Genomic DNA, 21,887 nt, shown 5'->3' on the forward strand with positions numbered 1-21,887 from the left:
TCGTCAGGAGCTACGGCTTGTTCGGCTTGCCAGGGGCGTACACCCAGGTCCGCAACAGCGCGTCCAGCTCTTTGCCCGACACACGTTCCGCGAGCCGGACGAACTGCGCTGTCGTGCCGTGGCCGTCGCGGCGCTCGCCCGCCCACGTCCGCAGGATCCGGAAGAACGTCCGGTCCCCGACCGTCGTACGGAGCCGGTGCAGGGCCATCGCGCCGCGGGCGTAGACGGGGACGCCGAAGATGTTCGCGCCGCTGCCCGGGTCGCCGGGCGGGAACTCCCACAGAACGTCGTCCGCGGGGCGGGCGTACAGCGCGTCGAAGGTGTGCTGTGCGCTGTCGCCGCCGTGCTGCTCGCTGTAGAGCCAGTCGACGTAGGTGGCGAAGCCCTCGTTGAGCCAGATGTCCTTCCAGCTGGTCAGGGACACCGAGTCGCCGAACCACTGGTGGGCGCTCTCATGGACGAGGGTGCTGAGGTTCGGCGCCCGGTCGTACACGGGACGCGTCTGGGTCTCCAGCGCGTACCCCACGTCCGGGGCGCGGTCCACGATCGAACCGGCGGCCCGGTACGGGTAGGGCCCGAAGAGCTTGCTCGCCCACTCCAGGACGGAGGGCAGCTTCTTCAGTACGGGTGCCGCCTCGGCGGCCTCGCGCGGGTCGACGGCGTTGTAGACCCGGATGCCGTCGCGGGTGGTGTACTGCTCGACCTGGAACCTCCCCACGGTCGCCGTGGCGAGGTAGGCGGCCATGGGTTCGGGCTGGTGCCAGCGGAAGGTGGTCAGGCCGTTCCTCGTCCACTGCCCCAGGAGGACGCCGTTGGCGACGGCGGTGCGGCCCTTGGGGACGGTGATCGTGAAGTCGTACGACGACTTGTCCTTGGGGTGGTTGTTGGCCGGGAACCAGGTCATGGCGCCCTGCGGCTCCCCGGCGACGAAGGCGCCGTCGTCGGTCGGGATCCAGCCGTCGAGCGAACCGTCCGGGTCGGTGACCGGGCCAGGGGTGCCGTTGTAGGTGACCGCGACGCTGAACACCTGGCCCCGGCGCAGGGCGCGGCGCGGGGTGACGACGAGTTCCTGTCCGTCGCGCCGGAAGGCGGCCTTGCGGTGGTCGACGGTGAGTCCGGTGACCTTAAGGCCCTTGAGGTCGAGGTCGAAGCGGGTCAGGGACCGGGTGGCGCGGGCCGTCAGAACCGCCTTGCCGTCGAGGTGACGGCTCGTCGGGACGTAACGGAGGGTCAGGTCATAGTGCTCGACGTGGTAGCCGCCGTTGCCGGCCAGCGGGAAGTACGGGTCGCCCACGCCGGCCTCACCGAGGGGTCCGGCCGACGCGGGCCCGGCGGTCGCGAGGAGCGCGGCCAGGGCGAGGGGGACGGTCACGATCACGGCTTCGCGGCGGAGGACCGCCGTACGTCTGGTGGCCTGCTTTCCGATGGCCTGCTTCACGTGTGCTCCTCCAGCGTGGGGGTGGGCAACGGCCTCACCCTAGGCGTCGGAACGCCCCGAATCTGCTCGCTCGAGGCAGGTTGTGTCGCTTCGTCGGCCATAGGAGTTCACGGCAGTAGGCTCCGGGCACGACTTCGACCGAGAAAGGCACGATCGTGAGCATTCGCGTCCGCCGCGTGTACGAACCGCCCGAGCCGGAGGACGGCGTGCGTGTCCTGGTCGACCGGCTGTGGCCGCGCGGTCTGTCGAAGGACGCGGCCCGCGTGGACGAGTGGCCCAAGGGGCTCACCCCGTCGACGGAGCTGCGCCGCTGGTATCACGCGGACGAAAGGTCGTACGAGGAGTTCGCCGACCGCTACGAGGCGGAGCTGGCCGAGCCGGAGGCGGTCGAACTCCTCGAACACGTGCGGGAGTTGGCGGGCAAGGGTGAGGTGACCCTGCTGACCTCGTCGAAGTCCCCCGAGCGGAGCCACGCCGCCGTGCTGGCCCGTCTCCTGCAGGCGTGACGCCTGATTCCGTCGTGAGGAGACGGGCCGTACACCACCGTCAGGCCGTCTGCCGTGCCGCCGCCCGGCCCGCCGCACGGCCCGAGAAGAGACAGCCGCCGAGGAAGGTGCCCTCCAGCGCGTTGTAGCCGTGGACGCCGCCGCCGCCGAAGCCGGCGACCTCGCCGGCCGCGTACAGACCGTCGATGGGCGTCCCGTCGGCTGCGAGCGCGCGGGAGTCGAGGTCGGTCTGGATGCCGCCGAGGGTCTTGCGGGTCAGGATGTGCAGCTTGACGCCGATGAGGGGGCCGGCCGCCGGGTCGAGGATGCGGTGCGCAGTGGCGACCCGGCCGAGGCGGTCGCCGATGTAGCGGCGGGCGTTGCGGATGCCCTGTACCTGGGCGTCCTTGCTGTACGGGTTGGCGATCTGCAGGTCGCGGGCCTCGATCTGGCCCCGGACGGCCTCCGCGTCGAGGAGCGGCTTGTCCGTCAACTGGTTCATCTTCTCGACCAGTTGCTCCAGGTTCGGGGCGGTCACGAAGTCCGCGCCGTTGCGCAGGAACGCCGCCACCGGCCCGGGGGCGCCCTTCCCGAGCACCCGCTCCTTCAGGAACCCGGCGCGGTCCTTTGCGGTGATGTCCGGGTTCTGCTCGGAACCCGACAGCGCGAACTCCTTCTCGATGATCTTCTGGCTGAGGATGAACCAGGAGTGGTCGTACCCGGCGATGTCCGCGTCGGTGCGCAGGTGCTTGAGGGTCCCCAGGGTGTCGTAGCCCGGCAGGCACGGGTCGGGCAGGCGGCGGCCGAGGGCGTCGAACCACATCGAGGACGGGCCGGGCAGGATGCGGATGCCGTGGCCGGGCCAGATCGGGTCCCAGTTCTGCAGGCCCTCGGTGTAGTGCCACATGCGGTCGCGGTTGACCAGGCGTACACCCGCCTCCGCGCTGATGTCGAGCATGCGTCCGTCGACGTAGGCGGGGACGCCGGTGACCATCTCGGCGGGCGGGGTGCCGAGCCGTTCGGGCCAGTAGCGGCGGACGATGTCGTGGTTGGCGCCGATCCCGCCGGTGGTGACGACGACGGCCTGGGCGGTCAGCTCGAAATCGCCGACCCGGTCGCGGTTGGAGGCGACGCCCCGGGGCGAGTGGTCGTCGGCGAGGACCGTGCCGCGTACGCCGGTTGCGGAGCCGTCCTCGATGACCAGCTCGTCGACCTGGTGCCGGTGGCAGAAGGTGAGCAGGCCGTCGCGCGCGGCCTGCTTGGCGTACCGGACGAACGGCTCCACCACGCCCGTGCCGGTGCCCCAGGCGACGTGGAACCGGGGCACGGAGTTGCCGTGGCCGTCGGCGCGCAGGTCGCCGCGCTCCGCCCAGCCCACCGTGGGCAGGAACTTGATGCCGTGTCCGTCCAGCCAGGCCCGCTTCTCGCCGGCCGCGAACTCGACGTACGCGCGTGCCCAGCGCACCGCCCAGGAGTCCTCGTCGTCCACCCGGTCGAACTGGGCACTGCCCCGCCAGTCGTTCCAGGCCAGGTCGAGGGAGTCCTTGATGCCCAGGCGCCGTTGCTCCGGGGAGTCGACGAGGAAGAGCCCGCCGAAGGACCAGAACGCCTGCCCGCCGAGGTTGGCCGCGTTCTCCTGGTCCACCAGCGCGACCCTGCGGCCCCGGCTGGTCAGTTCGCTCGCGGCGACCAGGCCCGCGAGTCCCGCTCCGACGACGATGACGTCGGCATCCATGGCGACCGTCCCTTCCTCATACGGTGGTGGCGCTATTCGGTGGTGGCGCTACTCGGTGATGTCGCTACTCGGTGATGTCGCTATCGGGTGGTGCCGCTGCCGTCGGTGAGCAGCGCCGTGAGCAGTTGCTTGAGCCAGCCGCGAGCGTGCTCGACGTCCCGGTCCAGCAGCAGTTGGGTGGTGACTCCGTCGTAGGCGGCGACCACGGCGTGGGCGGCGCCCTCGATGTCACCGAGCACGACGGGCAGCTCGGTGTGCCCCCGGACCCGGGTGAGCCGGTCGGCAATCGCCTCGCGCAGCCGTGCGCGATGTTCCAGCAGGCTCTGCGCGACGTCCGGGTCACGCGCGGCATGGACCAGGAAGTCCGTCTTCACCAGCAGCCAGTCGCGGTCCAGGAGCAGCACTTCGGTGACCCGGTCCACGGCGGCGGGCACGTCCAGGTCCGGCCCGTCGAGGGCGAGCGCTCCGGACACCTGCTCCGCGATCAGGTCCGCGCGCTGCTGGTAGAGGGCGAAGAACAGCTCGTCCAGGCTGTCGAAGTTGGAGTAGAAGGCGCCCCTGCTGTAGCCGGCGGCCTCGCAGACCTCCTCGATGGAGACCCGGCCGAACCCCTTGGCGGCGAACACGGCGAACGCGGCGTCGAGCAGGTTGGCGCGCGTGCGCACGCGTCGCTTGGTGACGCGCCCGGTCGTTTCCTTCACCACCATGTCCCCGGCCTCCGTTCGATACGCAAATGTATCCGATACACGAACGTATCCATAGGGAGGCCGGAAACTCGGTCGAAAATTTAATGGGAACAGATTTTCGAATCAGGGGTACGCTGGAACCATGGCCACGCACCTCCAGGGCTCCCTGTTCGACCAGACCGACGAGCTGCGGCTCGGGCCTCTCGCCGGGATCCGCCGTACCCGGCTCGGCCACGGCGCCTGGATCGACGTCCTGCCCGGCTGGCTGAGCGGGCCGACGTCCTGTTCGAACAGCTCGCCGCCGAGGTTCCCTGGCGTGCGGAGCGGCGGACGATGTACGACCACGTGGTCGACGTACCTCGGCTGCTCTCCTTCTACGGCGTCGACGACGCACTCCCGCATCCCGTCCTCGCCCAGGCCCGCGACGCGCTGTCCGCGCACTACGCCGAGGAACTGGGCGAGCCGTTCACCACGGCCGGGCTCTGCTACTACCGCGACGGCCGGGACAGTGTCGCCTGGCACGGGGACCGGATCGGGCGGGGTGCGCGCGAGGACACGATGGTGGCGATCCTCTCCGTGGGGGCGCCCCGGGATCTGCTGCTGCGCCCGATGCGGGGCGGCGAGACCGTGCGCCGTCCGCTGGGGCACGGCGACCTGATCGTGATGGGCGGCTCCTGCCAGCGGACCTGGGAGCACGCGGTACCGAAGACCACGCGCGCCACGGGGCCGCGCATCAGCGTCCAGTTCCGTCCGCACGGCGTGCACTGAGGCTCCGGAGGCGGCTGCTTCCGGTGCACGCGGGGGCTGCCTCCGGCGGACGGTGCCGGAGGCAGCCCTTCCTCTGGGCGAAGCCCTGCCGCACCCCCACACTGGTCCGGGTGAGCGCTCGGACGCAGGCACCGGCCACCGCTCCCCGGCGCGGCGAGCTGGACACGCTGCGGATCTTCGTCGTCCTCGGTCTGGTCTTCTTCCACTCCGCCCTCGTCTTCTCCCCGGACGACGACTTCTACGTCAAGAACGCGGAGACGACCGACGTCGTCACCGTGCTCGCCGGGCTCGGGGTCGTGTGGGCGATGCCCGTGCTGTTCCTGGTCGCCGGGCTGGGCTCGCGATACTCGGTCCGCCGCCGCGGGCCGGCCCGTTTCACCCGTGAGCGCCTGCTGCGCCTGGGTGTTCCGCTGGTCTTCGCGACGCTCGTCCTGTGCCCGCTCCCCCAGTGGCTGCGGCTGCGGGCCGCCGACCCGGGCCACCACGAGTCGTACCTGCGTTTTTGGCCGCGCTTCCTCACCGTCCGCCTGGATGCGGCCGACTTCCCCTTCGTTCTCGAAGGGGAGCACTTCGAGACCGGTCATCTGTGGTTCGTCGTCCTGCTCCTCGTCTTCAGCCTGCTCCTCGCCCCGGTCGCGAAGCCGCTCGCGGCCTGGACGGAGCCCGTCGGGCAGGTGGTGGCGCGGCACCCGGCCGTGCTCCTCCTGCCCGCCCTGCCGCTCGCCGCGATCAACGCCTTCCTGGGCATGGAGGAGGGCTTCGCGGGCTGGAACCGCTGGGCGTACCTGGTGTTCTTCCTCTTCGGTTACGTCCTCGCCGACGACGCACGGGTGCGTGCCGGGCTGCGCCGACTCGCCGTCCCGGTGGGCGTGTTCGGCATCGTCCTGTTCGCGGGGACCGCGCCCGGGTTCCTCGCCCTGGACGACCCGTTCACCGAGCGGGGCCCGCTGGCCCTGGTGACCAGGGCGGTGTTCGGGGCGGCGGGCTGGTGCTGGGTCGTGGCGATCCTCGGGCTGCTGGACCGGCCGCGCGAGGGCCGGCCACACGAGGGGCGGCCGCCGTCGCGCACGATGGCGTATCTCGGGGTCGCGGCCCTGCCGCTCTACGTCCTGCACCAGCCGGTGGTGGTCGCCTTCGCGTACGGCGTGGTGGGCTGGCCGGCGCCGATCGTGGTCAAGTACGCCGTGATCGTGGCCGGTTCACTGGCGGTGATCCTCGCGGTGTACGAGTTCCTGGTGCGCAGGACGCGCGTGACGCGGTTCCTGTTCGGGATGCGCACCGACCCGCCGGTCACACCGTCCTCATGATCTGCTTTGCTGTGTCCGTCGGGCACGGACCTCAGCACGCGGGACGATCATGCGAGCAGATGTGCGGCAAGTAGCGGACGGCACCTACCTTGTGCACGGCAGCAACACCAACTGGGTGATCCTGACCGAGGGGGACGCGGTCACGCTGATCGACACCGGCTACCCCGGGGACCGGGCGGGGCTCCTCGCCTCGCTCGCGGAGGTGGGCAGTTCACCGGAGGCCGTCAGCGCCGTACTGATCACGCACGCGCACACGGACCACCTGGGCAACGCCGAGTACCTGCGCACCACCCACGGCACCCCCATATACCTCCACGAGGCCGAACTTCCGCACGCTCGCCGGGAGTTCCTGCACCAGGTGAGCGTCGGCACGGTCCTGAAGAACGGCTGGCGGCCGGGCGTCCTGCCCTGGGCGGTACACGCGATCCGCTCCGGCGGCACGGCGCACGTCCCGGTCACCGCCCCCGAGCCGTACCCGTCGGAGGGCCCGCTCGACCTGCCCGGCCGGCCCGTCCCGGTGCACACACCCGGCCACACCGGCGGACACTGCGCCTACCACCTGCCCGACGCCGGTGTGGTGATCGCGGGGGACGCCCTGGTCAGCGGGCACCCCACCTCGCGGATCAAGGGACCGCAGCTGCTGCCCGACATGTTCCACCACGAGCGGGCTCGTGCCGTGGCCTCGCTGGACGTGCTCGAAGGACTGGGGGGCGACCTGCTGCTGCCCGGCCACGGTCCCCTGCACCGGGGGTCGGTGCGAGAAGCTGCTCTTCAGGCGCGGGAGCGCGCGCTCTAGGGTGAGGTGACGATCACCGGCGAGGCGAGGACGAACGGCCCATGGCACTGCAGATCAGCGCGACGAACCCGGAGCACCCCGCGCTCCTGCTGGAACTGCCCTGGCAGCTGCCCCTGGAGGAGTGGCCGGAGGAGGTCCTGGTCCCGCTGCCGCGCGGTATCTCCCGCCACGTCGTGCGGTACGCCCGGGCCGGCAGCGAGGTGATAGCCGTCAAGGAGCTCGCCGAGCGCCCGGCACTGCGCGAGTACGAGCTGCTGCGCGACCTGGACCGGCTCGGCATCCCGTCGGTGGATCCGCTGGCCGTGGTCACCGGGCGCACCGACACCGCCGGCGGCCCGCTGGAGTCGGTGCTGGTCACCCGGCACCTGGGCGGCTCGCAGCCGTACCGCTCGATGTTCGAGACGACGATGCGTCCGGCGACCATGCACCGTCTGATGGACGCGCTGGCCGTGCTGCTGGTCCGCCTCCACCTCGCCGGTTTCGCCTGGGGCGACTGCTCGCTGTCCAACACGCTGTTCCGGCGCGACGCGGGCGCCTACGCCGCGTACCTGGTGGACGCCGAGACGGGCGATCTGCACCCGCAGCTCAGCGACGGCCAGCGCGACTACGATCTCGACCTCGCCCGGGTCAACATCAGCGGTGAGCTGCTCGATCTGGAGGCGTCCGGGGCGCTGCACCCGTCCGTCGACCCGATCGAGTTCGGCATGGAGATCTGCGCCCGCTACCAGAGCCTGTGGCAGGAGCTGACCCGCACCTCGGTCTACCCGGCGGGCAAGTACCACTACATAGAGCGCCGCATACGCCGCCTGAACGACCTCGGTTTCGACGTGGCCGAGATGCAGATCGAGCACGCCACCAACGGCGACACGGTCACCTTCGTGCCCAAGGTCGTCGACGCCGGCCACCACCAGCGTCAGTTGCTGCGTCTGACGGGCCTGGACGCCGAGGAGAACCAGGCCCCCCGGCTCCTGAACGACCTGGAGAGCTGGATGGCCACCCAGGACGACTACGCCCCGGGCGACCCGCTCGGCGCCCGCCCGGAGGTCCTCGCCCACCGCTGGGTGCGGGACGTCTTCCGCCCCACCGTGCGGGCCGTACCGCTGGAACTGCGCGGTTCCATGGACCCGGCGGAGATCTACCACGAGCTGCTCGAACACCGCTGGTACCTGTCCGAGCGGGCGCAGCACGACATCGGCTTGGACGCGGTTGTCGAGGACTACATCAAGAACATCCTGCCCACGGCCCGGGAGACGCTGCAGCCGACGGCGTCCGACTGACTCAGTCGTGCGGCACGACCGCGACCGGGCAGTCGGCGTGGTGCAGCACGCCGTGGGCGACCGACCCGATCCGGGCCCCCACGGCGGTCCGGTGGGCGCGCCGCCCGACGACCAACAGCTGGGTCCGCCCGGCCACCGACAGCAGCACCTGGCCGGCGCTGCCCATCTCCACGTGCTCGACGACATGGACGTCCGGGAAGCGCTCCCGCCACGGCCGCAGCGCCTCACCCAGCGCCTTCTTCTCGTACGGCTCCAGGCCCCCGGCCTCGTCGAGGAGCTTGAGGGAGGCCGGGCTGTAGGCGAACAGCGGCGGCAGGGTCCACGCCCGTACGGCGCGCACGGTCGCGCCGCGCGCCGCGGCCGTCTCGAACGCGAACCGCAGCGCGGCGGCGCTGTCTTCGGGGTCGCCCTGCTGGCCCACGACGATCTCGCGTCCGGCTGCCTCGGCGGACGCCTGGTCCTCGGCCCGTACGAGTACGACCGGACTCTTGGCCTCGGCGATCACCTGCTGTCCGACGGAGCCCAGCAGGAACCCGACGACCGCGCCGTGGCCCCGCGATCCCAGCACCGCCATCTCGGCTTCCGCCGCCGCGGCGACCAGTGTCTCGAAGGCCCCGCCCTCGAGGACATCGATGGTCACCTCAAGGTTCGGATGCCGCTCGGTCACGGTACGGGTGGCCTCCTCCAGCCCCTCCCGCACCCACTGCGCCTGGGTGTCCCGATCCCCCACGTCGATCGCGTCGTGCGGCTGGAACCGCCAGGCGTGCACCACCCGCAGCGCGAGCCCGCGCCGGACCGCCTCCCTCGCCGCCCAGGCCAGCGCGGCGAGGCTCTCCTCCGATCCGTCCACCCCTGCCGTGATCGGGCGCGTCATGCCGGATGCCTCCCAGTGCCGTGGTCACGTCCTTCGGGCCCAGTCTTCACTACGCTGCGCCCATGGCCTTGGAATGGGAACAAGTGAACGTGGATGCGGCCGACCCGGCGGCGCTGGGGCACTGGTGGGCCGAGGCGCTCGGCTGGGTCGTGGTGAACGACTCGGCCGAGGAGTACGAGATCCGGCCGGAGCCCGACCGCCTGCCGGGCCTGCTCTTCGCCCCGGTACCGGAGGGCAAGACCGTCAAGAACCGCCTCCACCTGGACTTCCGTCCCGACGACCAGGACGCGGAGGTCACCCGCCTCCTCGCGCTCGGCGCACGCCACGCGGACGTCGGTCAGACCGGCGAGGAGCCCTGGGTCACGCTGGCGGATCCCGAGGGCAACGAGTTCTGTGTACTGGGGCCGCGACGCGGCTGATCCCCTCAAGGCCGAGAAGTTCTCTTTCAGCCACCGAGCGCCCTGCTGGCTGAAAACCGACGGGCTCATGCATACCTGAGCGCAGCCGGACGATCGAACATACGATGGCTCAGAGTCGACGTGACGGACGCGCCACCGGACGCGATCGCCGCGGCGAGAACGCGACCCTCGGGGTGGGAGACGTATGGCACAGGCCGCCGACGCAGCGCGGACCGTCATTCTGACCGTGGATGACGATCCGGGGGTGTCCCGGGCGGTCGCCCGTGATCTGCGGCGGCGCTACGGTGCGTCGCACCGGATCGTGCGGGCCGAGTCCGGCGAGTCCGCGCTTCAGGCGCTGCGGGAGCTGAAGCTGCGCGGTGATCTCGTGGCCGTGATCCTGGCCGACTACCGCATGCCGCAGATGAACGGCATCGAGTTCCTCGAACAGGCACTGGACGTGTATCCGGGGGCGCGGCGGGTGCTGCTGACCGCGTACGCGGACACGAACGCGGCGATCGACGCGATCAACGTCGTAGATCTCGACCACTACCTGCTCAAGCCGTGGGATCCGCCCGAGGAGAAGCTCTACCCGGTCCTGGACGACCTGTTGGAGGCGTGGCGGCGCAGCGACTACCGGCCGGTGCCCAGCACCAAGGTGGTCGGACACCGGTGGTCGGCGCGCTCCTCGGAGGTACGGGAGTTCCTGGCCCGCAACCAGGTGCCGTATCGCTGGTACTCCGCCGACGAGCCGGAGGGGCAGCGGCTGCTGGCCGCGGCCGAGCAGGACGGTCAGCGGCTGCCGTTGGTGATCACGCCGGACGGGACGCCGCTGGTCGCCCCGGAGGCCCCCGAGCTGGCGGCACAGGTCGGGCTGGCCACGATGCCGACGGCCGACTTCTACGACCTCGTCGTCATCGGCGGCGGACCCGCCGGGCTCGGTGCGGCCGTGTACGGGGCCTCGGAGGGCCTGCGGACGGTGCTGGTGGAGCGGTCGGCGACCGGCGGGCAGGCCGGGCAGAGCTCCCGGATCGAGAACTACCTCGGCTTCCCGGACGGCGTGTCGGGGGCGCAGCTCACCGACCGGGCCCGGCGGCAGGCGGCGAAGTTCGGCGCCGAGATCCTCACCGCGCGCGAGGTGACGGCACTGGAGGTCAGCGGCGCCGCCCGGACCGTACGGTTCTCGGACGGCTCGGCGGTCGCCGCGCACAGCGTGATCCTGGCGACCGGCGTGTCGTACCGGCAGCTGGCGGCGCCCGGCTGCGAGGACCTGACCGGCTGCGGGGTGTTCTACGGGTCGGCGCTGACGGAGGCGCCGTCCTGTCAGGGCCAGGACGTGTACATCGTCGGCGGCGCCAACTCCGCGGGGCAGGCGGCGATGTATCTGTCGCGGGGTGCCAAGTCGGTGACGCTGCTGGTGCGCGGGGTGTCGCTGTCGGCGTCCATGTCGCACTACCTGATCCAGCAGATCGACGAGGCACCGAACATCTCGGTGCGCACCGGCACGGTCGTCGAGTCCGCGCACGGCTCCGACCACCTGGAGCAGCTGACGCTGCGCGACGTGGAGAGCGGGCGGACGGAACTCGTCGACGCGCAGTGGATGTTCGTGTTCATCGGCGCCGCCCCGCTGACCGACTGGCTGGGCGAGACGGTGCTGCGGGACGAGCGCGGGTTCATCCTGGCCGGGCCCGACCTGACGTCCGACGGGCGGACGCCGGCCGGCTGGGAGCTGGACCGGCCGCCGTACCACCTGGAGACCAATGTCCCCGGCGTGTTCGTGGCGGGCGACGCGCGCGCCGAGTCCGCCAAGCGCGTCGCGTCCGCCGTCGGAGAGGGAGCCATGGCCGTGATGCTCGTCCACCGCTATCTGGAGCAGTCATGAGCGGGCAGTCGATGCCGTGCAGCCCGGCGGAGATCGGGTCGCTGTTCCTGTTCGAGAAGCTCACCCCCGAGCAGCTCGGCAGACTGTGCAGCGAGGGCCGGGTGGAGCTGTTCCAGCCCGGTCCCGTGTACGCCGAGGGCGATCCCGCGACCTGCTTCTACGTCATGGTCGAAGGCACCGTCGTGTTGTCCCGGCGGGTCGGCGGGGACGACGTGGAGGGCACCCGGACCTCCCAGAGCGGGGTGTACTCCGGGGCCTGGCAGGCCTACCTCGGGGACCGCGTGCCGCAGGTCTACAACAGCTCGATGCGCGTCACGGAACCGACGCGGTTCTTCGTGCTGCCCGCCGACACCTTCGCGGCTGTGATCCAGGAATGGTTCCCGATGGCCCTGCATCTGCTGGAGGGCCTCTTCTTCGGCCAGAAGAGCACCCAGTCGGCCATCAACCAGCGCGAACGACTGCTGGCGCTCGGCTCGTTGTCCGCCGGGCTCACACACGAGCTCAACAATCCCGCGGCGGCGGCCGTACGGGCGACCGCGACGCTGCGCGAGCGGGTGGCGAAGATGCGGCACAAGCTCGCCGTCATCACGCAGGGCTCCTACTCCCCCGAGGTCATCGCGAACCTCGTCGACATCCAGGAGCGCACGGCCGAACGTGTCGCCAAGGCACCGACGTTGAGCCCCTTGGAGGCCTCGGACCGGGAGGACGAGCTCACCGACTGGCTGGACGACCACGGGATCCAGGAAGGCTGGCGGATCGCGCCCACCTTCGTGCAGGCCGGTCTCGACGCGGACTGGCTGGACCAGATCGCGGCGGCCGTGGACGAGGAGATCCTGCCGAACGCGATCGGGTGGCTCAACTACACCGTCGAGACCGAGCTGTTGATGGACGAGATCAACGACTCCACCAACCGCATCTCGCACCTCGTCGACGCCGCCAAGCAGTACTCCCAGCTCGACCGCGCGCCCTTCCAGAACGCCGACGTGCACGAACTCCTCGACAGCACCCTGCTGATGCTGTCCGGCAAGATCGGCCGGCAGATCAAGGTCGTCAAGGAGTACGACCGTTCGCTGCCGAGGATTCCGGCGTACCCGGCGGAGCTCAACCAGGTGTGGACGAACCTGATCGACAACGCGGTCGCGGCGATCGAGAGCACCGGCGGGGAAGGGACGCTGACCGTGCGGACGGCACCGGACCACGACCGGCTACTGGTGGAGTTCCGTGACACCGGGGTCGGGATTCCGCCGGAGCACCGGGGGCGGATCTTCGATCCCTTCTTCACGACGAAGCCGGTGGGTGAGGGCACCGGGCTCGGCCTCGACATCTCCTGGCGGATCGTGGTCAACAAGCACCACGGCAGCATCCAGGTGGAGTCGCAGCCGGGTGACACTCGCTTCCAGGTGCTGCTGCCGCTCACATCGGTCGAGGAGGAGTCAGCATGAGCAGCGACAACGGAATTGACCCGAGCGTTCCGCCGAGCGGGAGCGGGTGTGCCGAGTGCGAGGCGGTCGGGGGGTGGTGGTTCCATCTGCGGCGGTGTGCGCAGTGCGGGCATGTGGGGTGTTGTGACAGTTCGCCCGCGAAGCATGCGACGGGGCATTTCCGGGACACCGGGCATCCCTTCGTGCAGAGCTTCGAGCCGGATGAGAACTGGTACTGGAACTTCGAGACGAACGAGTTGTACGAATCGGGGCCCGAGCTGACCCCGCCGGTCAGTCATCCGGCTGGGCAGCCGGCGCCGGGGCCCGCGGGGCGGGTGCCGGATGACTGGGCGAAGACGTTGCGTGCCTGAAGAGCAGGTCGGCGCAGGCGCTGTCAGTGGTGAGTGACAGGATGTAGGCGTGTCGCAGACCTCATTCAGCACGCCGTTGATCGGGCGGGAAGACGAGCTTGACCGGCTCTCCGGTGTGCTGGAGCGTGCCCGCGGTGGTGAGAGCCGGGCCGTCCTGGTCGCCGGGGATGCCGGGGTCGGCAAGACTCGGATGCTGGACGAGGTGGCGGGGCGGGCGGGTGCGGACGGGATGACCGTCCTGACCGGGCACTGTGTCGATCTCGGCGATGTCGGGCTGCCGTACCTGCCGTTCACCGAGGTGCTGGGAGTGCTCGCCGGTGAGGAGCGGTTCGCGGAGGTCCTCGCCGCGCATCCCGTGGTCGAAGGGCTGCTGGGCGGCGGGACGGACGCCGTGAGGGACCGGCTGCGGTTGTTCGAGGGCATCGCGGGGCTGCTCGCCGATCTGACGGACGTCGCGCCCGTGCTGCTCGTGCTGGAGGATCTGCACTGGGCCGACCAGTCGTCCAGGGATCTGCTGCGGTTCCTGTTGAGTCGGGGGATCTTGCAACGCCCTGCGGGTGGGGCGCCCGCCCATCGGCTTGCCGTGCTGGCGTCGTACCGCGCCGACGATCTGCATCGACGTCATCCGCTGCGGCCGCTGCTGGCCGAGTTGGTGCGGCTGCCCGCCGTCGAGCGGCTCGAACTGCGTCCGCTGGCGGACGCCGAGGTGGCGCGTCTGGTGCGGGCCGTGCAGGAGCTGCCGCTGTCGGACGTCACGGTCCGGCGGATCGTCGAGCGGGCCGAGGGCAACGCCTTCTACGCCGAGGAGCTGGTCGCGGCGACCGACACGGAGGCCGGCGGGGTGCCCAGCGGGCTGGCCGACGTTCTCCTCATACGGTTCGAGCAGCTCTCCGACACCGCCCAGCAGGTGCTGCGTACGGCCGCCGTCGCGGGGCGCCGTGTCGAACACGAGCTGCTGCGGGGCGCCGTGGGTATCCCGGAGGAGGAGCTGGAGGCGGCGCTGCGGGAGGCGATCGGGCGACAGCTGCTCGTGGCCGGCGACGGCGACACGTACGCGTTCCGGCACGCGCTCGCCCGTGAGGCGGTGTACGCCGATCTGCTGCCCGGTGAACGAGCCCGGCTGCACGGTGCGTTCGCCCGGCTGCTCACCGGACGCGGCCGTCCCGCCGAGACGGCGGCGGGGCGCGCCCACCACTACCGCGAGAGCCACGACCTGGCCGAGGCGCTGGCCGCCTCGCTGGAGGCCGCCGACCACGCGCACCGGGTCGGCGCGCCCGCCGAGGAGCTACGGCACCTGGAGGCCGCCCTGGACCTGTGGTCGTCGGTGGAGCCGTCGGCGCGGCCCTCGGGCGAGGGCAACGACCGTGTGACGCTCACGCTGCGCGCGTCGGCGGGGGGCGCCCACGCCGGGGACTCGCACCGCGCGGTCACTCTCACCCGCTCCGCGCTCGCGGGCGTCGGCCAGGACACGGACGCCGAACTCGCCGCCCGGGTCCGCTACACCCTTGCGGGCAATCTGCTCAGCGTCGACAGCCTGGCTGCGGCCTTCGCCTACAGCAGCGAGGCGCTCGCTCTGATCCCCGCCGAGCCACCGTCGCGGACGTGGACGTGGGCGGCGGCCACGCATGTCCTGGCGGCACGCCAGGTCGGGGAGAACGAGACCGCGCTGCGGGTCGGCCGCGAGGCCCTGCGCACGGCCGAGGAATTGCAGGTGACGGATGCCCAGGCCGACCTGCTCATGTCTCTGACCGGACTCGAAGGAGGCAGCCGCAGCACGCCGGAGGGCCGGGAACGGATGTGCCAGGCCCGGGAGTTGGCGCGGCGTGCGGGCAACGCGACGGTGGAGCTGCGCGCGCTGTTCAACCTCGCCATCGGCTGCTTCGAGTCCGGGGATCTTCAGGAGTGTCTGGCCTGGCTGACGGAGGGGCTGGACCGGGCCCGGCGTGCCGGGTTGCTGTCCTCGATGTATCCGCTGGCCATGCGGTATCTGCGGCTGCTGGTGCTGTACACGCTGGGCCGCTGGGACGAGTGCGTGAGGGCTGCCGCGGCAGACACCGAGGTGCTGCCCGCGACCGGCGGATATGCGGCCGGTCCGGCGCTGTACGTCGCTCTCGCACGCGGCGACCTCGCGGCCGCCGAGCAGGCTCGCGCCCTGCTGGAGGGGCCCTTCGACTGGATGGGCACGCTCGTCGCGGGCATCGCGCTCACCGACGCCGCCGCGCTGCGCGGTGACGCGGAGGAGGCGGTGGAGCGGATGCGGTCCACGGTCGCGGCTCTCACCGTGGAGGCGGGCACACTGCCCGACTCCACGGTCCGGCTCGCCGCCCTCGCGCTGGCCGCGGTCGCCGACCGTGCCGCCGAGTTGCGCCTGACCGGCGACGAGGCCGGGGTGCGCGGCTGGGCGGACACGGCGACCGAGCTGGTCGAGCTGGCTCGGACGGCGGCCGTGCACGGCGAGCGCGGCACACCGCAGGGCCCGGAAGGCATGGCGTGGCTGGCCCGTGCGGAGGCGGAGTGGGTGCGTGCGGTGGCCGGGCCTGACGTGCAGGCGTGGGCGAAGGCGGTGGCCGCCTCCGACTACGGCGACGAGTACGAGCGGGCGCGGTGCCGCATGCGCCACGCCGAGGCCCTGTTGGCGGCGGACGACCGTGCGGCGGCGGCCACCGAGGCCCGGGCGGCGCGGGACACGGCGGTCCGGTTCGGCGCGACGCTCCTGCTGGAGCGACTGGACGCCTTGATCCGCCGTGGCCGCCTCGCGGAAGCCTCCACCGACCGCTCCTCGCCGCTCACGGCCCGCGAGCAGGAGGTGCTGCTCCTCCTCGCCCTCGGCCGCAGCAACCGGCAGATCGGCGAGGAGCTGTACATCACCGGCAAGACGGCGAGCGTCCACGTCTCCAACATCCTCGCCAAGCTGGGTGCCGCGAGCCGCACGGAGGCGGTGGCGATCGCCTATCGGGAGGGCCTGATCACCCGCGAGGAAAGGGTCGGCTGACTCCCCCTCGTGCTCATCAGCCGGTGGTCCATCCGCTGGTGTCGCAGTCGAGGGCGGTCAGGGCGACGGCGTCGGCCCTCGCCTGCATCCCCTTGTCGTTGGGGTGGATGTGGTCGCCGCCGTCGAGGGCCGGAAGCATCCGTGCCGGGTCGTAGGGGCTGCGCAGGATGCGGTCGAAGTCGGTGACGGCGTCGAACTCGCCGCTGGTGCGGATGAACGCGTTGACCTCCTGGCGCACGGCCTCGGCGGCCGGGTCCCATTCGTGCCAGCCCTTGAAGGGGCCGACGGTCGCGCCGACGACGCACTTGCCGGCCGCGTGCGCCCGGTCGACGATCTCGCGGTAGCCGTCGATCAGGTCCTCGGCGGTGACGCCCGTATGGGCCTTGATGTCGTTCACGCCCTGGAGCAGGAACACGGTCCGCACCCCCGGCTTGGCCAGGGCATCCCGCTCCAGCCGGTTCAGCGCGCTCTGGCCGGGGTTGTCGGCGAGGACCTTGTTCCCGGACATTCCTTCGTTGGCCACGCCCTTCACCGCCGTGTCCGCCCGTTGCAGGCGGCGGGCCAGGTAGTCGGGCCAGCGGCGGTTGAGGTCGGCGGTCGACTCCCAGCCGTCGGTGATGGAGTCGCCGAGGGCGGCCACCGCTCCGGTGCCCGCGGGGGCGCGCACGGAGACGGCGTCGAGGTAGAACCAGGAGCCGGTCGGGATGGTCCAGGCGGAGCCGCTCTCCTCGGCGGTGTGGTCGCCCTGGGTGGCGTACGACGACTGCAGGGCCATCCAGTGGCCGCTGGCGGGGCCGCCCGCGTCCGGGCTGTGCAGGCTGACGACGAGGTCGGTCGCGGCGGGCAGCCTGCCGGGCAGCGGGTCGCTCCACACGGTGCTGCCCGCCGGCACGGTGACCGTGTGCGCCCCGCCGAAGGCCAGGCGCCGGTTGCTGCCCGGCCGCAGTTCGGCGCCCTGCTTCTGGATGCCCGCGTAGACGCTGTCGAAGGTCAGCGGCCGGTCCCCGAAGGCGTTGGAGAGCCGGATCCGCAGGCCGGTCCCGCCCGTGCTGGTGTGCACGACGAGCCGGTAGCCGCGGCCGGCCACACCGTCGCCCATCCGGTCGGCGCTCGCCGCCCAGGTGACGACGCCACTGAGGTCGCCGGTCGCCCCGGCGGGCGGGGACTGGCAGGCGGCAATCGTCAACAGGACGGCGGCGAGTGGGAGCTTGGCTTTCACCGGGCGAAGTCCTTCAACGTGACGGAGGCATCGGGCGTCAGGGTGACCGTGCGCGACACACCGCCGCATACGACCGTCGTGGTGCGGCCGCCGACGCTGTGGATCCTGACCTCGGTCGGTCTGCCGTCGCGCCAGCGCAGGTCCACCTCGAAGCCGCCCCGCGCGGCCACGCCCCTGACGAAGCCCGACCCGGCCCAGGCGTCGGGAAGCGCCGGGAGGAGTTCGATGTGCCCCGGCCGGGAGTACAGCAGCATCTCCACCATCGCGGCCGGAGTACCGAAGTTGGCGTCGATCTGGAAGATGCCCCGGCCGTGTTCCACCTCGTAGATGTCGAAGAGGTTGGGTGCCGTGCCGTTGCTGCCGCCCATCGACGGGCGAAGGTTGTTGACGACCAGCTGGTAGGCCTTCTCCGCGTCCTTCAGGCGGGCCCAGCACAGGCTGCGCCAGGCGTTGGCCCAGCCGAAGCTCTCCGTGCCGCGCGCGGTGAGCAGGGCGGTGGCGCCCGCCACGATGTCGGCCGGGGTGGAGCCGTCGGGGCGGATCCGGTCGCCGGGGTACAGGCCGACGAGCGGGGAGAGGTGCCGGTGCGTGGTCTCGCCGAGGTTGTCGGGGGACATCCACTCCTCCAGCCAGCCGGTGCTCGGGCTCGCCTGTGGCAGGTAGAGCTTTCTGCGCAGTGCGGCGATCGTATCCGCGTAGTCGATGTCCTTCCGCAACTCGGCCGCCGCGGTGCAGTAGTTCCCGAACAGCGCCCACACCAGTTCCTGAGCGTAGGTGATGCCCTTGGCGTCGAGCGGGCCGTGCTCGGGCGACCAGTCGCTGTCGGCGATCAACACCTCGCGTGTGGTGCCGGAGAGGGTCGTGCTGAGCAGTCTGGCCTCCCAGAACTCGCAGGCCCCCTTGAGCAACGGGTAGATCCTGGCCAGGAGTTCCCGTGACCGGGTGTACTCGTAGTGCTCCCACAAGGTCGTGCACAGCCACGCGCTGCCCGCCGGGTGCCACCACCAGCCGCCTCCGCCGTGCGGGTTGGTGGAGATGGCGACGGTCCAGCCGGCGTTCTTGCCGGTGGAGTTGCGGTAGCGGTTGCGCGGGTCGTTGAACAGGCGGCGGGTGAGCTCGGTCCAGGACGGGAGCTGGGCGAGGCAGTAGTCGGTGAGGGCGTCGAAGCACGGCGACAGGCCCGTGCGGTCGGCCATCCAGTAGTTCATCTGAAGGTTGATGTCGGTGTGGTAGTCGCCCATCCAGTCCGGGTCGTTGCCGTCGAGCCACAGCCCTTGCAGGGCGAGGGGCAGGCTCCCGCGCGAACCGGAGATCATCAGGTAGCGGCCGAAGTGCACGTAGGCGGCTTCGAGTTCGGGGTCGGGTACGCCGTCCCGGGCGCGCGCCCGGAGCCGTTCCCAGGTGTCCAGGGAGCGCTGTTCGGCGGACGACGTGCCGAGTGCGAGGTCCATGCGCCCGTAGAGGCCCTGGTAGTCGGCGACATGGGTGCCCAGCAGGGTGTCGGCCGAGTGGGCGGCGGCTTCGCGGACCTTGGTGCGGGCGAGCTTGTGCGGATCGAGGGACGGATCGCGGTGGTCCTGGGCAGCGTCGGGCGCGTAGTCGGTGCCGCCGCTCACGACCACGGTCAGCTCCCGGCACCCGGCGAAATCGATCCGCGAGCCGCTGACGGTGACCCGGCCGCCCGTGCCGTACGCGGTGACGGCGGCCCCGTAGCGCAGGCCGTTCGGGAAAGCCGCGCCGAAGGACTCCCCGGCGCCCTCGCCGTGCGTGCCCTCGAGCACGACGGTGCCGGTGTGGCGGCCGCCGCCGCTCTGCGTGAAGTGCAGGACGATCACGTCGTCGGGCCGGCTGGCGAAGATCCGTCTCCGGTACGTCACTCCGGAGCGCGTGTACGACGTGGTCACCAGCCCCTGCGCCAGGTCGAGGGTGCGGCGGTAGCCGTTGACGGCGGACAGGTCGTGGTCGGGGAGGTCGACGGTGAGGCGGGCGAGGAGGGTGAAGGAGCCGAAGTCGTCACGGCCGTAGGGGAATTGGCCGTCGGTGTCGAGGGTGTCGTTGCGGCCGCCGGTCCACATCGTGGCGTCGGTGATCAGGAGGAGTTCGCGGCCGGGGTCGTTGCCGACGAGGGCGCCGAGGCGGCCGTTGCCGACCGGCAGGCCCTGCTCGATCATGGAGTGCTCGTCGGCGGGGGCCTGCCACCACAGCTGGTGGCGTGAACTGCTCACACCCACAGGCGAGTCGAGGCGGCGTTGCGGTGCGGCCGCCGCGGTGAAGGCGGGCAGTGTGGTGAGGGCTCCGGTCGCCGCGGCGAGGGCGAGCAGGGTGCGTCTGGGCAGGCGGTCGGACGGGGTGGTGTCCATGGCGGGCTCCTGGCAGTCGTGGGCGGGCGCACAGGGTTCGTTCAGGACGGCTTCGGTACGTCCATCCGGTCGATGTCCGGTGCGTAGCCGGCGCCACTGTCGAAGGTGACCGTGTTGGCACCCGCCTTGAGGGTCACGGGCACGCTGACCGTCTCGGCGGTCCCCCAGTCGCCGGTGGAGGGGAACTTGTGCCGGGTGGCGCCGCCGCCGTTCGCGGAGATGTCGACCGACCGGGGGTCACCGCTGACGTAGGCCACCTTGATCAGGTAGGTGCCGGCCTGGTCCACGACGATGTCGTTGAAGCGGAGCGTCCCGCCGAGGTAGAGGTTGCCGACCTTGCGGCCGTCGGAGCATGCCGGGCAGTCGGCGACGGAGGCGTTCCCGCCGAGGGTGTTGGCCCCGGACTCGGCTTCATAGGCGGTCGTGGTGAGCGCCCTGCCGCGTGGCGTGACGGTGAAGAGGCGGGAGCCGTGGGCGGGCAGGGCCTGGGTGATCTTGTTCTGGTGGCTGCCGAGGTTCTCGTGGTGCCACAGGTCGCGCACCGCCGCCGGTCCGGTGAAGCCGAGGGACGCCCAGTGGGCGGTGACGGCGGCCGGGGCGTCGGCAAGGTTGAACAGGGCGACGGTGTAGGTGCCGTCGGGGTTCTTCGCGGCCCACACCTGCTGGGGGTCGGAGGGGGTGACGGGGCGTGCGGGTGCGGTGGCGGCCTGGTTGACGGCGATGACCTCGCGGTTGGTGAGCAGGGACAGGCCGTAGGAGTCGAGGAGGGTGAGGTCGTCGCCGGTGTAGAGGGGGGACTTGGCTACGGCCCACAGGGTGGCGTAGCTCTGGCGCTCGGCCTTGGTGAGGCCGTCCATGTCTCCGTTGCCGACGTCGAGGGAGTCGAGGTCGTTCCAGCCGCCGGGGCCGGCGTGCCGGGTCCAGGCGGGGGCGTCGTCCCAGCGGTCGTCGACGGAGTTCTCCCAGCTGACGAGGGTGTTGCAGTAGCACTCGACGTCGGTGTCGATGCGCCAGCCCTGGGAGTGCTTCTTCCAGTCGGCGACGCGGCCGATGTCGAGGGACCAGGACAGTTCCAGGTGGAGCGGCCGGCCGGTGGCGGCGATGGCCTTCTGCCATGCGGCCACGTCGGCAACGTTGTCGTACTGGTCGCCGTGCTTGCCGGAGCCGGGTCCGACGCCGTCGAGTTTGAGGAAGTCGTAGCCCCAGTCGGCGAACATCCTCGCCTGGGAGTCGACGTACTTCTGCGCGCAGGGGTCGGAGAAGTCGAGCTTGTACGCGCTGTCCCAGCCGTTGGTCGTGCGCAGGTCGTCGTGGACGATGTCGGCGGTGGTACAGCCGTCGGCGTTCCAGACGGGCACCTCGCCGTCGCCGTACGCCTCCTTCTCCAGGCCGACCGGCAGATAGATGCCGGCCTTGAGGCCCTTGGCGTGGATGCGGTCGGCGACGGCCTTCATGCCGCTGGGGAAGCGGACCGGGTCGGCCTGCTGGCGCCCGTACCGGTCGAATCCGGGCTTCCAGGTCTTGTCGCGCCACCAGCCGGCGTCGATGTTGACGTACTCGTAGCCGTACTTCTTCAGCTTGGCGGCCATGGCGCCGGCCTGCTTGAGGACGTTCGCCTCGGTCAGGTAGCTGTAGTCGCCGTCCGGGTTCAGGCCGGGATACTTCGAGGACTGCATGCTCCAGCTCGACCAGCCCATGTAGGGCTTGGCGGCGAGAGCCGGTGCGGCGGTCTCGGCCTGCGCGGCGGGTGCGGCGGGTGCGGCGGGGGTGACACCGGCGGCGAGGGCCAGGACCACCACCGCTCTCAGGGTGCGTGCGGGCATGACGGAGTACGAGGATGACCGCATGGGTCGTACCTCCAGGTGTCGTTTCAGCGGC

General features: G+C 71.4%; 16 protein-coding genes and 1 pseudogene. 10 read left to right on the plus strand and 7 right to left on the minus strand.

Annotated elements, in window-relative coordinates:
- Positions 1–10 precede the first annotated feature (10 nt).
- Entirely contained in the window at positions 11–1,438 is a 1,428-nt protein-coding gene (locus AB5J49_RS01345) for a M1 family metallopeptidase (RefSeq protein WP_369166590.1), read from the minus strand.
- A gap of 155 nt (positions 1,439–1,593) precedes the next feature.
- On the opposite strand from AB5J49_RS01345, the gene AB5J49_RS01350 reads away from it, so the two are divergent.
- Complete coding sequence (locus tag AB5J49_RS01350) at positions 1,594–1,944, plus strand: DUF488 domain-containing protein (RefSeq protein WP_369166591.1); 351 nt, start codon at positions 1,594–1,596, stop codon at positions 1,942–1,944.
- A gap of 40 nt (positions 1,945–1,984) precedes the next feature.
- Here the strand turns inward: AB5J49_RS01350 and AB5J49_RS01355 are convergent, their stop codons facing one another.
- Together AB5J49_RS01355 and AB5J49_RS01360 are read right to left on the minus strand one after the other, a co-directional pair.
- Positions 1,985–3,658 (minus strand): FAD-binding dehydrogenase, encoded by a 1,674-nt coding sequence (locus AB5J49_RS01355; RefSeq protein ID WP_369166592.1) that lies wholly within the window; start codon positions 3,656–3,658, stop codon positions 1,985–1,987.
- 80 nt (positions 3,659–3,738) lie between these two features.
- Positions 3,739–4,365, minus strand: coding sequence for a TetR/AcrR family transcriptional regulator (locus AB5J49_RS01360; RefSeq protein WP_369166593.1), 627 nt, complete (start codon positions 4,363–4,365; stop codon positions 3,739–3,741).
- A 121-nt stretch (positions 4,366–4,486) separates the two neighbouring features.
- Here AB5J49_RS01360 and AB5J49_RS01365 point away from each other — a divergent pair.
- From AB5J49_RS01365 to AB5J49_RS01380, 4 genes and pseudogenes are all read left to right on the plus strand, one after another.
- Positions 4,487–5,112, plus strand: a pseudogene (locus AB5J49_RS01365) (alpha-ketoglutarate-dependent dioxygenase AlkB).
- A gap of 101 nt (positions 5,113–5,213) precedes the next feature.
- Positions 5,214–6,419, plus strand: a complete 1,206-nt coding sequence (locus AB5J49_RS01370) for an acyltransferase family protein (RefSeq protein ID WP_369175015.1) — start codon at positions 5,214–5,216, stop codon at positions 6,417–6,419.
- Between the two features lie 49 nt (positions 6,420–6,468).
- Positions 6,469–7,215, plus strand: a complete 747-nt coding sequence (locus AB5J49_RS01375) for an MBL fold metallo-hydrolase (RefSeq protein WP_369166594.1) — start codon at positions 6,469–6,471, stop codon at positions 7,213–7,215.
- A gap of 41 nt (positions 7,216–7,256) precedes the next feature.
- Positions 7,257–8,492 carry a DUF4032 domain-containing protein gene (locus AB5J49_RS01380; protein WP_369166595.1) on the plus strand — a complete coding sequence of 412 codons (1,236 nt, stop codon included), beginning with the start codon at positions 7,257–7,259 and terminating at the stop codon, positions 8,490–8,492.
- A 1-nt stretch (position 8,493) separates the two neighbouring features.
- Here the strand turns inward: AB5J49_RS01380 and AB5J49_RS01385 are convergent, their stop codons facing one another.
- Positions 8,494–9,366 carry a universal stress protein gene (locus tag AB5J49_RS01385; RefSeq protein WP_369166596.1) on the minus strand — a complete coding sequence of 291 codons (873 nt, stop codon included), beginning with the start codon at positions 9,364–9,366 and terminating at the stop codon, positions 8,494–8,496.
- Positions 9,367–9,428: 62 nt separating this feature from the next.
- Here AB5J49_RS01385 and AB5J49_RS01390 point away from each other — a divergent pair, with 62 nt between their 5' ends.
- The 5 genes from AB5J49_RS01390 (at position 9,429) to AB5J49_RS01410 (ending at position 16,430) form a co-directional block, all read left to right on the plus strand.
- Positions 9,429–9,785, plus strand: coding sequence for a VOC family protein (locus tag AB5J49_RS01390; RefSeq protein WP_369166597.1), 357 nt, complete (start codon positions 9,429–9,431; stop codon positions 9,783–9,785).
- Between the two features lie 184 nt (positions 9,786–9,969).
- A complete protein-coding gene (locus AB5J49_RS01395) occupies positions 9,970–11,646 on the plus strand; it encodes an FAD-dependent oxidoreductase (protein ID WP_369166598.1) in 1,677 nt (558 codons plus the stop codon).
- Positions 11,643–13,088 (plus strand): ATP-binding protein, encoded by a 1,446-nt coding sequence (locus AB5J49_RS01400; protein WP_369166599.1) that lies wholly within the window; start codon positions 11,643–11,645, stop codon positions 13,086–13,088. The genes AB5J49_RS01395 and AB5J49_RS01400 overlap by 4 nt, the downstream gene beginning before the upstream one ends.
- Positions 13,085–13,438, plus strand: coding sequence for a UBP-type zinc finger domain-containing protein (locus AB5J49_RS01405; protein ID WP_369166600.1), 354 nt, complete (start codon positions 13,085–13,087; stop codon positions 13,436–13,438). Before AB5J49_RS01400 ends, AB5J49_RS01405 begins: the two co-directional genes overlap by 4 nt.
- Positions 13,439–13,487: 49 nt before the next feature.
- Positions 13,488–16,430 (plus strand): AAA family ATPase, encoded by a 2,943-nt coding sequence (locus AB5J49_RS01410; RefSeq protein ID WP_369166601.1) that lies wholly within the window; start codon positions 13,488–13,490, stop codon positions 16,428–16,430.
- Between the two features lie 16 nt (positions 16,431–16,446).
- On the opposite strand, the gene AB5J49_RS01415 is transcribed toward AB5J49_RS01410, so the two are convergent.
- Genes AB5J49_RS01415 through AB5J49_RS01425 form a run of 3 tightly spaced genes read right to left on the minus strand, consistent with a single transcriptional unit; the run spans position 16,447 to position 21,856 of the window.
- Positions 16,447–17,649 (minus strand): SGNH/GDSL hydrolase family protein, encoded by a 1,203-nt coding sequence (locus AB5J49_RS01415; protein ID WP_369166602.1) that lies wholly within the window; start codon positions 17,647–17,649, stop codon positions 16,447–16,449.
- A complete protein-coding gene (locus tag AB5J49_RS01420; protein WP_369166603.1) occupies positions 17,646–20,009 on the minus strand; it encodes a glycoside hydrolase N-terminal domain-containing protein in 2,364 nt (787 codons plus the stop codon). The genes AB5J49_RS01415 and AB5J49_RS01420 overlap by 4 nt, the downstream gene beginning before the upstream one ends.
- Before the next feature lie 41 nt (positions 20,010–20,050).
- Positions 20,051–21,856 (minus strand): carbohydrate-binding protein, encoded by a 1,806-nt coding sequence (locus AB5J49_RS01425; protein ID WP_369166604.1) that lies wholly within the window; start codon positions 21,854–21,856, stop codon positions 20,051–20,053.
- Positions 21,857–21,887: the final 31 nt, after the last annotated feature.

It is taken from the genome of Streptomyces sp. R28 (assembly GCF_041052385.1).
Lineage (GTDB): Bacteria > Actinomycetota > Actinomycetes > Streptomycetales > Streptomycetaceae > Streptomyces.

Excerpts from the sequence above, each read along its gene's own strand:
- AB5J49_RS01355 (WP_369166592.1), bottom strand. The coding sequence starts at position 3,658 with ATGGATGCCGACGTCATCGTCGTCGGAGCGGGACTCGCGGGCCTGGTC.
- AB5J49_RS01360 (WP_369166593.1), bottom strand. The coding sequence starts at position 4,365 with ATGGTGGTGAAGGAAACGACCGGGCGCGTCACCAAGCGACGCGTGCGC.
- AB5J49_RS01375 (WP_369166594.1), top strand. The coding sequence starts at position 6,469 with ATGCGAGCAGATGTGCGGCAAGTAGCGGACGGCACCTACCTTGTGCAC.
- AB5J49_RS01380 (WP_369166595.1), top strand. The coding sequence starts at position 7,257 with ATGGCACTGCAGATCAGCGCGACGAACCCGGAGCACCCCGCGCTCCTG.
- AB5J49_RS01385 (WP_369166596.1), bottom strand. The coding sequence starts at position 9,366 with ATGACGCGCCCGATCACGGCAGGGGTGGACGGATCGGAGGAGAGCCTC.
- AB5J49_RS01390 (WP_369166597.1), top strand. The coding sequence starts at position 9,429 with ATGGCCTTGGAATGGGAACAAGTGAACGTGGATGCGGCCGACCCGGCG.
- AB5J49_RS01395 (WP_369166598.1), top strand. The coding sequence starts at position 9,970 with ATGGCACAGGCCGCCGACGCAGCGCGGACCGTCATTCTGACCGTGGAT.
- AB5J49_RS01400 (WP_369166599.1), top strand. The coding sequence starts at position 11,643 with ATGAGCGGGCAGTCGATGCCGTGCAGCCCGGCGGAGATCGGGTCGCTG.
- AB5J49_RS01405 (WP_369166600.1), top strand. The coding sequence starts at position 13,085 with ATGAGCAGCGACAACGGAATTGACCCGAGCGTTCCGCCGAGCGGGAGC.
- AB5J49_RS01420 (WP_369166603.1), bottom strand. The coding sequence starts at position 20,009 with ATGGACACCACCCCGTCCGACCGCCTGCCCAGACGCACCCTGCTCGCC.
- AB5J49_RS01425 (WP_369166604.1), bottom strand. The coding sequence starts at position 21,856 with ATGCGGTCATCCTCGTACTCCGTCATGCCCGCACGCACCCTGAGAGCG.